Origin of the sequence: Paenibacillus sp. FSL H7-689 (genome assembly GCF_000517905.1) — a bacterium.
Taxonomy (GTDB): domain Bacteria; phylum Bacillota; class Bacilli; order Paenibacillales; family Paenibacillaceae; genus Paenibacillus; species Paenibacillus amylolyticus.
This window is the reverse complement of the sequence record NZ_ASPU01000039.1, coordinates 59,455-72,561: the sequence shown is the minus strand read 5'-3', so window position 1 is coordinate 72,561 and position 13,107 is coordinate 59,455. Positions and strand designations below refer to the sequence as shown.

Sequence of the window (13,107 nt, the reverse complement as noted above, 5' to 3'; positions counted from 1 at the left end):
AATAAGTGTCGGAAGAAGAGAGGGAAGAGAAATGACGAGCGTACAGACCGGGGCAGCACAGGATGCCTCCGTATGGGAAAAGTTAAAACAGGAGATCAAGGCAGCTGGCCCCGGACTGGGCATTGATGATATCGGTTTTGCTTCGGCTGATCCCTTTGTTTCCCTGAAGTCGCTGCTGGAGCAGTCGCGGGATAAAGGGTATGCTTCAGGTTTTGAAGAGCCGGATATTGAAAAAAGGGTGCACCCCGCCTTAAAAGATGGCGAGCCCGCTTCACTTATTGCAATAGCCGTGGCATACCCATCCAAAATGGTGAATCCGCCGAAATCGGAGCCTGGTGCGTATCGAGGCATTTTTGCCCGTTCGGCTTGGGGTCAGGATTATCATCAGGTCCTGCGTGCAGCGATGGACAAGTTGGTCAATTTTATAAAGGAACGCGTACCTGAAGCCATGATCGAAAGCATGGTAGACACCGGAGCATTGGTGGATCGTGCGGTGTCCCAGCGTGCGGGGATTGGTTTTAGTGCCAAAAACTGTGCCATTATATCACCCAAATTTGGTTCATGGATTTTTCTCGGAGAACTGGTAACAAATATTCCTTTTCAACCAGACACACCTGTGACCGAAGACTGCGGTGAATGTACAAAATGTATTGATGCCTGTCCTACAGGGGCATTAGTGGGGCCGGGGCAGTTAAATGCACAGCGCTGTATTTCTTTTGTAACCCAGACAAAAGGGTTCGTGGATGAAGAATTTATGCTGAAAATAGGCAACCGTCTATACGGTTGTGACACGTGTCAGATTGTCTGTCCGAAGAACCGGGGCAAGAACTGGGATCACCATCCCGAGTTTCACCCCGATCCGGAGATTGTGAAGCCACTCCTACTGCCGCTGCTGGACATCGGTAACCGGGAATTCAAGGAACGTTTCGGTCAGAGTTCCGCCGCCTGGCGGGGCAAAAAGCCGATTCAACGCAACGCCGTTATTGCCCTGGGCAATTTCAAAGACAAAAGTGCTGTACCCAAACTTACAGAAGTACTAAAACGTGATCCGCGCCCCGAGTTGCGGGGAACCGCAGCCTGGGCGTTAAGCAGAATTGGAGGAGAAGACGCCATGAGAGCAATTGGGGAAGCTGCCGCTAACGAACAAGATGGGAACGTACTAAGCATGCTGCAGAAGGCCGAGGAGCGACTGAGTTCGTCCGAGACCTTACCCAAACAGCCACAGGCTGGGCAAGTGAGTGATAAGCAGCCAGAGGAACAGAACAACGAGAACAATGCCTTACGTGCGTTACAACAGGATTTGAAAATGGAAGCTGGGATTGAACCGGGTAGTGAGCAGTCTGCACAGCCTGACAAACCGGAAGCCGCAGCGTGGAAACCTTCAGCCGTTACGGGTCTTCATGGCAAGCCCGTATACTACGATGAGGTACTGACACCGATTGGTACTCTTACGTTATGCGCGACGGATGAAGGGCTGTGTCACATCGATTTTGGCGCCTTTCACGTACGCGAAGCTCATCTGCAACAATGGGCACGCATCTGGATTGGCGAGTATCGATATGAGAAGAATGAAGAGAAGCTCAGCGAAGCTGCAAAGCAGTTAAAGGAGTATTTTGCAGGGGAAAGAAAAACGTTCGACTTGCAGCTTGATCGGCTTGGAACACCATTCCAGCTACAAGTATGGCAAGTTCTGTCCGATATATCTTATGGAGAGGCCTCATCACACCAACAGGTTGCGGAAATCATCGGCAGACCCAAGGCTGTTCGTGCAGTTCTGGACGCCATTAGCAAGAATCCGATTCCGATTATTATTCCCTGTCACCGTATCAGTGGTAAAGACGGTACCCTGGTGGGTTATGTAGGCGGTCTGCAAACCAAGGAGCAATTGCTCGCATTGGAGCAGCTATCGTAAGAGCGGGGGACGTTCATGAAGTATGTAAACGTGGAGAGCGTGGAAGCGGGGGAGCTTCTGGGCAAGACGGTATATTCCAGTAACGGCACGGTATTGCTGTCTGCCGGAGTCCAGCTCACCGTATACATGGTCAATACGCTGAAGCGTATTGGCGTGACCATGTTATACATCCAGGATGAAGCGTATAAAGATGTGGATGCAGAAGACATTCTGGATGAAACCACGAAACGGGCAATAATTAACGAAATGAGTGTCACACTCGAATCCATTCGATCCGGGAAAGACTGGAGTCCGAAAAAAGTTGCCCTCAGTATAGAGAAGTTGCTGAATGATGTACTGAACGGGCGTGAAATGCTTGTGCAGCTCACCGATATTCGTACCAAAGACAATGCACAGTATGTTCATGCGATGAATGTATGTTTGTTGTCTTCGGTCATCGGACTGAATATGGGACTCAATTATAATCAACTGAAGGACCTTGCTGTGGGGGCATTATTGCATGATATTGGCAAAGTGGGGGAACCTCCTGGCAGTGGCTCTGCTGCAAATTCTTCGCTGCATCATACATGGCGTGGATTCGAAGTGATTAAGAACAAACGGGAGTTCAGTCTGTTGGTCGCCCATACAGCCCTGCAACATCATGAGCATGTAGATGGTACAGGCATGCCGAGAGGGATCAAGGGAAGTGACATTCATCTGTTTGCGAGAATCGTTAGTGTGGCTAATATCTATGATAATCTCATTAATGGTTTATCCAAGGAAAGTTTGATGCCACATGAGGCCTGTGAAGAGATGATGGCGTTGTCTGGTACAAAGCTGGATCGGGACATTCTGATTGAGTTCAACAAGAGTGTATCCGTGTATCCCAATGGTACAGCGGTACGACTGTCCACCAAAGAGACTGGAGTCATTGTGCGTCAACATCGGGGATTGCCCGGCAGACCTGTGATCAGGGTGGCACGCGGAAGTACGCGTTATTCTCTGGATGTGGTTGAAATCGATCTGGCTCAGCATACAACCGTTTTCATTGAAGCTGTCATGACGTAGCTTGTGTGCGGTTCAACTGGAAAATCCGTTTGCTCAAGGCGTGCGGAAATGCTATGATACTTTCAGGAAATCCGCTCTGTGTCAGGTTTGCAACATGTGTGTTGAACATCATGAAGTGACACGGATTATCAGGCTTTTTAGAATGCATACAGAGGTGTCTAAGAGATGGATATTGTTATACCGATTATTACATTGATTGTTGGTCTGGTCGGGGGATTTTTCATCGGGGTGTTCTACTTGCGTAAACAACTTGAGAAAATGCAAAGCAATCCGGACATGCTTCAGAAAATGGCGAAGCAAATGGGCTACAACCTGAATGGTAAGCAAATGCAGCGTGCCCAGCAGATGATGAAGAATCAGCAGCCAGGAGCGAAAATGCCTCAGCCGCAACAGCATCCTGCGCGTAAAAGTTCGGGCCGCCGAAAATAATAGCAGTGAAGTGAATAACTGCTTACCTTATTGTGGTTCGAAAGGAGGCGTTTGGCAGTGGCTGGCGTTAAAGATTATTTGAATTCAAAAGTATCCGACAATCGGGAGAAGATCGAGTATCATGTAGAGCAGATCCTGAAATTGATCGGAGAAGATAGTACACGTGAAGGGCTGCTTGAAACGCCTGCACGTGTGACCCGAATGTATGAAGAAATTTTTGGCGGATATGAAGTAGACCCGCGCGATGTGCTCGGTGTCACGTTTGACGAGAATCATGAAGAACTGGTTATCGTCAAGGATATTGTCTACTACAGTCAGTGTGAGCACCACATGGCGCCGTTCTTCGGCAAGGTACACATTGGGTATGTACCAAGCGGCAAGATCGTTGGTCTGAGCAAAATGGCTCGTCTGGTCGAAGCAGTAACACGTCGCCTGCAAGTTCAGGAACGTATTACTTCACAGATCGCTGACATTCTGACAGAGGCCGTTGAACCTCATGGAGTTATGGTCGTTGTGGAAGGCGAGCACTTGTGCATGTGTTCCCGCGGCGTGAAGAAACCGGGAAGCAAGACGGTAACGTCTGCTGTACGTGGTTCTTTCCGTGAGAATCCGGCACAACGTGCGGAGTTCTTGTCTTTGATGAAAGATTAAGATCAGGTATGTCCACTCGCTGGACAAGCCTGATGAGTAAGTTCCTTTGGTTTTGGAAGCAGCAGTTTCTAAGCCATAGGATGTGATATAAATAAGCCGTGTTCCCTGGGAACCGGCTTATTTATATATGCGTTGTCATTCCTATATACTGGATACATATGAATTCGTTAAGCCGGAGGTAATGGAACGATGAGTGTACCTTCCCATTCAGATCAACCGGTTCAGCCGGAAAAGGGACTACAGGCAGATCAGCAGGCTTCAATGCGTCTGCAAATCTGGGAGACACCACTCATGCGACAAGGTAGCAGTGTACTCGAAGCTTTTGCTTGGGAAGAAGTTATGTGCAGGCGGGTTGGGGCAGGGCATCTACCAGTTGCACATATATGGAGACACCCAGATGCCTTTGTAGCGGGTCTGCGTGACCGCAGGTTGCCACAGGCTGTAGAAGCGATGGAACAGATTAGAAGCCAAGGGACAGCGGTCTGTGTTCGGCCTTCCGGTGGAGCGGCAGTACCCTTGAACCCAGGGGTAGTTAATGTGTCGCTGATTCTGCCTAATCCCGGACATGCCATCAATATTCATGATGATTTCCGGGAAATGGCTTCGATTATTGCCGAGTCGCTAACGCCGTGGTCGAATCAGGCGCAAACTGGCGAGGTTCAAGGTGCTTTTTGCCCGGGAGATTATGATGTCAGTGTAGGTGGATTGAAATTCTGTGGTATTGCCCAGCGCAGGCAGGCAAAGGCGTATATCATTACGGCTTTTATCATCGTGGACGGTCAGGGTGATCAATTGGCAGCAGATGTGCGACAATTCTATCAGCATGCAGCAGGCGGGGCGAGTGAAGGATATCCCGATGTTCAGCCTGGCACGATGGCAAGTCTGAAAGAATTGGCAGGTGTACCTTCAGCTGCGGCATATACTGCGGCTTTGGTTCGAACACTGCGCGATCGCTATCCGCAGGCGGAGACCAGCAGGGTGCTTAGCGTTGGCTCTGAAGAAGTACGCCTGACAGCTGAGCAGATGAAGCTGCGTTACGATTAACACTTTTTACTAGGGCTTGGAATTGGTTAATAGAGATGATATGATGTGATTTCGGAAGGAGAGTGTTAGGATGGACACATTGAGATATACGTATTTATATGAGGTTGTATCAACAGGCGAAAAATCCGAGTTCAGCCAAATGGCAACAAGCAAGGAAGAGGCTGCTGCACTGATCGTTGCACGTATAGCCGATCTGGAGTTTACAGATGAGTCTGATATCAAGCTGGGCGATCTGATCTCCATTAGCAAACAGGTTGGCGACAACTATGTGGCGTGCGAGGGCTGTGCTTCTTAAGTGAACATTTAGAAATAGGAAGTCTCTCAAAATACAAGCAAGTCTCTTTTACAGGAGGCTTGCTTTTTTGTCTACACCAAAAGAGATATCTTTCAGTCATTCGGCTGGAGATATCTCTTTTTTCTCTAAACCATCTAACCCCAAGCTTAATAAGGCGGCCACAACAACTTGCGTGCCGTTTCGTAACGCTCGGCCACAGCGGGCCAGTAGACAACGTTCCACCAATCTTCGATATACTTTTTGCGTTCATTCTGATGTTTCAGATAGTAGGCATGTTCCCACACATCCAGTGGCAGGAGTGGTACGATATCGGACTGGGACAGGTTCTGGTGTTTTTCCGCCTGCAAAATCTCCAAACGATGTGCTCTCGGGCTCCAGACAAGCATCGCCCAGCCACTGCCTTCCACCTTGTTCGCGGCTTCTGTGAATTGATTCTTAAACGCTTCATAACTCCCGAAATCTCGCTTGATCTGCTCTGCGAGCATACCGGAAGGTTTGCCGCCGCCAGCAGGGTTCATAATTGTCCAGAAGATCGTATGCAGGTAGTGGCCTGCCCCGTTGAAGGCAAGTTCACGTTCCCAATGTTTGATGAGTTCAAAGTTATTCTTTTTTCGCGATTCCGCCAGCTTCTTCTCTGCTACATTTAGTCCGTCCACATAAGATTGATGGTGTTTGTCATGATGGATACGCATCGTCAGCTCATCAATATGTGGCTCCAGCGCATTGTACGCATAGGGGAGAGGCGGCAGTGTGTGTCCTCCAATGGGAACCGGCTTTTCTTTTACAGGAGGTGCTGTAGAGCTGGGTGTGGCTTGTGTTGTTCCGGTAGAAGGCGTTTGAATGGTTGCGGATTGGATCTGAGCTGAAGCCGCAGGTGCATTTATATTTCCCTCTGGAGAAGTTGGAGCTTCTGAAGCTTGGCGATGGACGCTTCCTGACTCTGACGTATGCAACGCATTTTCCAGAAAAAGTGATGGCTCCGAATCCGTTTCACGCAAGATGCCCGGTTGGCCAAGCGTATCCAAAACGCCCAGAAAATACTCCGATTCGCGGATAAAATGCAGAATGAGTACTTTGGCAAGCGGAACAGCTTGCACAGCAGCACTTTGCTCCAGAAGAACATACAGCTGTTTGATGAACTCCCTCGATTGCTTACGAGCTGCCGCCACAAGTTGATCGATACAACGAACGATGTAGGGGGCTGGTGGATGGGTTGCGGGCAATAGCTGTTTTAAAAGCTGATTGGCTACTCGCTCACTGTTTGCAAAGGTAACCTCCCATTCCTCCAGTAGCTTGACGTATGGGGGCTCCAGATCAGGAACCAGGGCACGAATGACGAGTGTATGTTCTTTCTCCTGCTCTTTCCAGAAACGGATTTCCTCCAATGTCCGCAGAGGCAGAAGGTGACCATATTCATACCAGTTCATCTATGTTGAACCTCCTTCAGATGAAATTCATTGCATGCAGACCCTCTGTTCATGCGTCCCAAGAGTATATTCTCCGAGCTTGTTGTCCTATGAGTGAAAAAAAAGAGCCCCTGAGGGCTCTGGAATCAACGAAAAGTTCGGTGATTGAAATTTGGTTATTCTCCATTATTCGTGTTTTGCACATCGTCACTGCTTGTTTTCGTTACATGACTCAGGAAAGTTGAGACACGGCGCAGATATTCCTTTGGATGCTCCCGGAAGATCAACTCATGATGCGCATCCTGGACAATCCATACATCCGAGTACGGATTGGTCTGGTTGGCGGCGAGTTGCTCCGCAATTGGATAAGGCGCCTTCTCGTCCTCTGTACCATGGATGAAGAAAATCGGGAACGGATAATCTTCCTTTTTCACTTCCTGGTATGGAATCTGTTGTAATCCGGTACCATTCAGAACAGGGAACAACAGTTTCATGATCTCCAGTGTAGGCTGACGTGGCAGATCGATCTGGTTGTGAATGTTGTGGTACAGCGTATCTGGCTCCAGCAGGAACGCACTGTCCAGAATCATTGCATCCACTTCCTTCGTAATCAGTCCGGTTTGTAACGCTGTACCGGCACCCATCGAGAAGCCCCAGACAACCAGTTCCTGCGCACCACGTTGCTTGGCGAACTGGATCGCACCGAGCAGTTGCTGTGACTCAGCTTTGCCACCTGTGGCTACAGCTTTGTTCACCTGTGAGGCGAAGCCATAATCGAACATGACCACGTTAAACCCAAGTTGATGGGCATAATGTGCCAGGTCATACATGGGTACCCATGTTTCTTCACGATTAGCACCATAGCCGTGACTGAAAATAATCGTTTTGCTTGCAGCATTGTCAGCAGGTATATACCATCCCTGCATCGTGCGGCTGCCATCCGCTGCCGGGAACGTGATGTCTTCATACTTCATGTTCTTGGCTTGCATCGGATTGGAGAAGACAGGCGCTACCGTTGGATTGGATAATACCCATGCGATATAACCATGCAGTGCAATAAAACAAAACAGTAGAAAAAATACAACGGAGAGCAGCAACGCTACGATAATATGTTTGAACCGAATCAGCCTCGGTGATAGGGAAGAGGGCAGATCGGACACTTTTGTTTGCAGCGGGGCTTCGCTCTGGGATGATTGATACATGAATGCCCCTCCTTTGAAGTTCAGTTGAAGATAACAACGACATGTAAAGAGAATTGCGTCGATTTCAGAGCCTGCTTCAGAGCGATATCTTAATGTAATATATCTTTATCGTATGTTCCAATATAGTCAAAGTCAATTGATTGAGGGCATTTGTTACGCAATTGTTATATAGTTCTTAAGATATATGGGTAACATTACCTTAGTGTGTAAATTACAGGGGATTAAGTCTTATAAAAAGGAAAAATTTACACGTTGGCCTATTTTAATTTTGGCTCTTTTTGGTTTACAGATGAGACCGTTTCTCATATAATTTATGTAACCAAGTTTCATGTGATGAAACATGAGGAGGGCATTATGCCATGGAAGATCGCAAGTTAACCGTCCGGGCTGTGGAACGGGCGCTGGATATATTATTATGTTTTACCACACGCAGTGATCTGGGACTCACCGAAATTGCCAGCCAGATCGGCCTGCACAAAAGTACAGTCCACCGCTTGATGGCTACGCTGGAGGATCGAGGGTTCGTGATCCGCGATGCAGCAACAGAGAAGTACCGACTTGGCATCCGAATCTGGGAGCTGTCAGCTCATATGTCCCGCAGTGATGATCCCGCTATTCTGCTGTTGCCTGCGATGGAGCGACTGAGAGATCGATTGGGGGAGACCGTGAGTCTGTACCTGCGTGATGGGAGTGAACGGATTCGAATTCAGGCTGTGCAAAGTGATCAGGCGATCCGCCGAGTTGCTCCCGTTGGTGTTAGACTCCCGCTGTCTGTGGGGGCTTCCAGCAAAGTCCTGATGGCGTTTGCCACGGACGAGGATCGTGAAGAACTGATGAACGGGCCGGAATGGCCGGTGTTTATTGATCCCGCGGTGTATTTGGCGCAGATGGGAGATATCCGGGATAACGGATATGCCACAAGTTACGAGGAACGTGAGCCGGGAGCTGCCGCGGTATCGGTACCGATTATGGATCGCAGAGGCAATATTGCAGCCGCACTCTCGGTCTCAGGGCCTGTCAGCCGACTTTCACAGGAGACATTGCATGAATACGCACCTGTGTTGAAGGATGCTGCTACGCAAATGGGGCTCATGTTATCCTGATGTTGATGTAAGTTTTTTCTCCAATAGAGTTTGATCATTTGGAATATAAAGGTTGTTTTTATGTTCCGGTTGCGCTACTCTGTAATGGACGGCCCAGCGGGGCCAGCTTCATTGAATATGAACGGCGGCTTATGTAAGCTGCAACTAATTAACGTTACTGGGGGAGTCCGAATTGTCCGGACTGAGACGGAATCGCATGAGATTCCGGACCCTTTGCACCTGATCTGGATCATACCAGCGTAGGGAAGTAATCGGCGATATGACCACAACCACCACATGATGTGACCCTTGTAGGGCTCCGTTAAGGAGCTGCATAAAGGTGCATTATTGGTGATGGACATAAAAGTCGGTTCCTTCGGGGACCGGCTTTTTTATATACAGGGAACGGGCGATATAGCGCGGATTTTATGGGCTTCTTTTTCGATAACCTGCGGAAGTGGGCTTGGATGAGGAGGGAAGTCTTATAGATCGATGATCTGTGGCAGCCTCCGTCTGTTGTTAACTGTACATGAAAAGTGTCTCCCCTGGTCTGGTGTAGGATCGCTCTTTCTTCTCTGCATTGCGCATGATTTGGGACAGGTACGTAAGCGAGCTAATGATGAAACCAACCAAACAAGCGACGAACACTGAGGAGGAGACAAGTGAACATGAGTACAGGAAATCAAACGGGACAACAAGCGATGGAACAGGAACATAACGGTCAGCAGGTGGAAAAAGAAACAGGGGCGGCCGGACGGGTCCAGCCCTTTCCGGGCAGCCGCAAAGTCTACATTCAGGGCTCACGGCCGGACATTGCTGTACCGGAGCGTGAGATAGCCCTTCATGACACAAATACTCCCCAAGGGGTGGAGCATAACGAACCGCTGCGTGTCTACGATACGAGCGGCCCGATGACCGATCCCGAATTTCATGCGGATATCCGCGCAGGTCTGCCATCCCTGCGCACACGTTGGATCACAGAGCGCGGCGATGTTGAAGCTTATCAGGGCCGTACAGTTAAACCGGAGGATAACGGACTGAAACCCGGAGGGAAGAGAGCCGGCGCTGAAGAGTACCCCGGATTACGTGGCAAACCGCTGCGGGCACAGCCAGAACGCTGCGTGACTCAGATGCACTACGCGAGACAGGGAGTCATTACGGCTGAGATGGAATTCGCCGCCATTCGTGAAGGCGTGGAGCCGGAATTTGTGAGACAGGAGCTGGCGAGTGGACGGGCCATTCTGCCATCCAACATCAATCACCCGGAGAGTGAGCCGATGTTGATCGGTCGTCATTTTCACGTGAAGATCAATGCCAACATAGGTAACTCTGCTGTATCTTCTTCCATTGAGGAAGAGGTGGAGAAGATGACCTGGGCGGTACGATGGGGATCGGATACGGTGATGGATCTGTCCACAGGCAAAAACATTCATACCACCCGGGAATGGATTATCCGCAATTCACCTGTGCCGATTGGTACGGTGCCGCTGTATCAGGCGCTGGAGAAGGTGAATGGCGAAGCGGAAGCGCTGACCTGGGAGTTGTACCGTGACACACTCATTGAGCAGGCAGAGCAGGGCGTGGACTACTTTACGATTCATGCAGGTGTACTGCTGCGTTATATCCCCATGACCGCCAAGCGAATGACAGGTATTGTGTCTAGGGGTGGTTCCATTATGGCAGCATGGTGCCTTGCGCATCATCAGGAGAATTTTTTGTACACCCATTTTGAAGAAATCTGCGAGATTATGAAAAGGTATGATGTGGCGTTCTCACTGGGAGATGGACTTCGTCCAGGCAGTATCTACGATGCGAATGACGAAGCTCAGATGGCGGAACTGGCCACGCTTGGGGAACTGACGCAGATCGCATGGAAGCATGATGTGCAGGTGATGATCGAAGGCCCGGGTCATGTGCCGATGCATAAGATCAAGGAGAATGTGGACTTGCAGATGGAGATCTGTAAAGAAGCACCGTTCTACACACTTGGGCCGCTAACGACCGACATTGCGCCAGGATATGATCACATCACATCCGCCATTGGGGCAGCCATGATTGGCTGGTTCGGCACGTCCATGCTCTGTTATGTTACGCCAAAAGAACATTTGGGCCTGCCCAACAAGGATGATGTGCGGGAAGGGGTCATCGCCTACAAGATCGCAGCTCATGCCGCCGATCTGGCGAAAGGCCATCCGCGTGCTCAACGCCGCGATGACGCATTGTCCAAGGCACGTTTTGAGTTCCGCTGGCGGGACCAGTTCAACCTGTCACTGGACCCGGAACGGGCATTATCCTACCATGACGAGACGCTGCCAGCAGAAGGGGCCAAGGAAGCTCATTTCTGCTCCATGTGCGGACCAAAGTTCTGTAGCATGCGCATTACGCAGGACATTCGTGCCTTTGCCGCAGACAAAGGGTTGTCCGAGAATGGGGCTGTAGCTGCCGGGATGCAGGAAAAGGCCGAGGAATATCGGACACGCTCCTAGGCGCCGGTACAGCGCAAGCTGGGCAGTCTGAAATAGAGATAAAGCCGTTTCTCTCTGTCATTGCAGAGAAGAACGGCTTTTTTTAGTTTTATGTCATGTATGTATTCTTAACCATACTCAGCCTTTATCAGAATTAGCTTTGTGATTAAGTGTGGTCCATATCTTATACAGAATTCCTGCGATAACGAATAAAAGAGCATCACTGAGTTTTGGTGCTCCTCCGTATAGAAATGCGGAACAGGAAAAACCTACTATAAACAGTAAAACAATATAGAGGAATCGCATATTAGTTCACCTCGTTAATTTGTGGTGTTACTAAGTAAGTGAGTTCATAGTTGCATAGTTTCAGATAGAACTTGTTACTTCACTCCAAATCAGCAGCTACTGTCGAGCCAAGCCCAAATCCTTCTCCAAATACGTTGCAAGCAATGCCAGCGGGCTATGGATCTGAATACCACGATTCGTTGTAACTTGTGCAGCAGCGGGAGCCATAGACAGCTGGGCTGCCACTACCGTTTTACCCGGATGCTGCTCAGCAATCTGCTGTAAGCCTTCACGTACCGCTTCGAGATACCCTTGCTGATCTCCACGCATAATCAACTCAAATGTCCCAGGGATGCACACCGCTTCCGTCTGAGATGTCTTGGCAACGTGTAGTTGCCCATTCTCATCCTCTTGCTGTAATACCCGATTCAACCGTGCCATCGTTCCTTCAACGGTTGCCGGATTGGTGAATGCTATTATGTAATCTCCTGGTACTCGCCGCATCTCCTGCAATAACGGATCATCTATGCCGATCACAGGCACAGGGACCTGTATGGCTTCCTGCTCCAATGCTGTCGCAAACAGGGTACACGTGACCAGAATGGCATCGGCATGACACTCAGCGATCCATTGGAGCGTCTGGGCTACCTTCTCGTGAATGACGACCGCGGAAAAGTCAGCGTCATGTTTAAGACGGTCCAGACCTGGATCGACGTAATGGACCAATTCAACTTCATAAGGAGCAAGCGTCTCTTCAATTAAGGCGATGTTAGAATAATGAGCGTGAAAACAACCAATGGTGATCATGTGCTAAGTCCCCTTTTACAGTTCGTATATGTCATGGATCTTTTAGATATTTAAACCATTATAGAAACATGCCTGAGAACTGTACAGTCGTTTATTGCTCAACGCCAATAACCGCCCTTCCGCCAAGCTGCGGAAAGACGGTTGATAACCTGACTCGACTAGAGTCGGTCCGGTGTCCATTTTTATCTAAGGGAAGGAGAAGTATTTTTCTTCGCCATTTTTTGTTGCAGAATTTCATGAAAGGATAGACCTTGAGTGTTCTCATTCTCCTTTTTAGGAGCAGTGGTCGCCGTGTTGCGCGGATATTGGTGATGGTACGGGATCATTTGCTGAATAGGCATGCGGATCATCTTGGTTCCTCCTTTGATGCGTTTTTTTGGATTATGTATTTCGACTGGTTACCATGCCAGGTGCGCATATAGGTACATGTGACTTGTTAGACGAAATAAAAGAGTTTAAAGCGTAATTCCAATTGGATTGTA

12 protein-coding genes and 1 riboswitch are annotated in these 13,107 nt (G+C 49.2%); of the genes, 8 read left to right on the top strand and 4 right to left on the bottom strand.

Annotated elements, in window-relative coordinates:
* The first annotated feature begins 31 nt into the window (after window positions 1–31).
* The 6 genes from queG to C170_RS22145 all read left to right on the top strand — a co-directional run bounded on the left by queG (window position 32) and on the right by C170_RS22145 (window position 5,378).
* Entirely contained in the window at window positions 32–1,912 is a 1,881-nt protein-coding gene (gene queG / locus C170_RS22170) for a tRNA epoxyqueuosine(34) reductase QueG (RefSeq protein WP_036614137.1), read from the top strand.
* A 15-nt stretch (window positions 1,913–1,927) separates the two neighbouring features.
* On the top strand, window positions 1,928–2,959 hold the full coding sequence (locus C170_RS22165; RefSeq protein WP_036614135.1) for an HD-GYP domain-containing protein: 1,032 nt from the start codon (window positions 1,928–1,930) through the stop codon (window positions 2,957–2,959).
* A 165-nt stretch (window positions 2,960–3,124) separates the two neighbouring features.
* Window positions 3,125–3,388 carry a YneF family protein gene (locus tag C170_RS22160; RefSeq protein WP_017690778.1) on the top strand — a complete coding sequence of 88 codons (264 nt, stop codon included), beginning with the start codon at window positions 3,125–3,127 and terminating at the stop codon, window positions 3,386–3,388.
* Window positions 3,389–3,445: 57 nt separating this feature from the next.
* On the top strand, window positions 3,446–4,039 hold the full coding sequence (gene folE, locus C170_RS22155) for a GTP cyclohydrolase I FolE (protein WP_036614134.1): 594 nt from the start codon (window positions 3,446–3,448) through the stop codon (window positions 4,037–4,039).
* Window positions 4,040–4,228: 189 nt separating this feature from the next.
* Window positions 4,229–5,083 (top strand): lipoate--protein ligase family protein, encoded by an 855-nt coding sequence (locus C170_RS22150; RefSeq protein ID WP_036614133.1) that lies wholly within the window; start codon window positions 4,229–4,231, stop codon window positions 5,081–5,083.
* Between the two features lie 70 nt (window positions 5,084–5,153).
* A complete protein-coding gene (locus C170_RS22145; RefSeq protein WP_036614132.1) occupies window positions 5,154–5,378 on the top strand; it encodes a hypothetical protein in 225 nt (74 codons plus the stop codon).
* 146 nt (window positions 5,379–5,524) lie between these two features.
* Here the strand turns inward: C170_RS22145 and C170_RS22140 are convergent, their stop codons facing one another.
* Both C170_RS22140 and C170_RS22135 read right to left on the bottom strand, forming a co-directional pair.
* The gene (locus C170_RS22140; protein ID WP_036614131.1) at window positions 5,525–6,805 is read right to left on the bottom strand and encodes a Fe-Mn family superoxide dismutase; all 1,281 of its coding nucleotides are present in this window, start codon (window positions 6,803–6,805) and stop codon (window positions 5,525–5,527) included.
* A 155-nt stretch (window positions 6,806–6,960) separates the two neighbouring features.
* Window positions 6,961–7,986 carry an alpha/beta hydrolase gene (locus C170_RS22135; protein ID WP_036614129.1) on the bottom strand — a complete coding sequence of 342 codons (1,026 nt, stop codon included), beginning with the start codon at window positions 7,984–7,986 and terminating at the stop codon, window positions 6,961–6,963.
* Window positions 7,987–8,345: 359 nt separating this feature from the next.
* On the opposite strand from C170_RS22135, the gene C170_RS22130 reads away from it, so the two are divergent.
* A complete protein-coding gene (locus C170_RS22130) occupies window positions 8,346–9,089 on the top strand; it encodes an IclR family transcriptional regulator (RefSeq protein ID WP_017690772.1) in 744 nt (247 codons plus the stop codon).
* Window positions 9,090–9,238: 149 nt separating this feature from the next.
* A riboswitch (TPP riboswitch) is annotated at window positions 9,239–9,352 on the top strand.
* A gap of 417 nt (window positions 9,353–9,769) precedes the next feature.
* Window positions 9,770–11,554 carry a phosphomethylpyrimidine synthase ThiC gene (gene thiC / locus C170_RS22125; protein ID WP_036614251.1) on the top strand — a complete coding sequence of 595 codons (1,785 nt, stop codon included), beginning with the start codon at window positions 9,770–9,772 and terminating at the stop codon, window positions 11,552–11,554.
* Between the two features lie 381 nt (window positions 11,555–11,935).
* Here thiC and C170_RS22120 read toward each other — a convergent pair whose 3' ends face one another.
* Together C170_RS22120 and C170_RS30885 are read right to left on the bottom strand one after the other, a co-directional pair.
* Window positions 11,936–12,625, bottom strand: a complete 690-nt coding sequence (locus C170_RS22120; RefSeq protein WP_036614127.1) for a hypothetical protein — start codon at window positions 12,623–12,625, stop codon at window positions 11,936–11,938.
* Between the two features lie 182 nt (window positions 12,626–12,807).
* A complete protein-coding gene (locus C170_RS30885) occupies window positions 12,808–12,975 on the bottom strand; it encodes a hypothetical protein (protein ID WP_155985120.1) in 168 nt (55 codons plus the stop codon).
* Window positions 12,976–13,107: the final 132 nt, after the last annotated feature.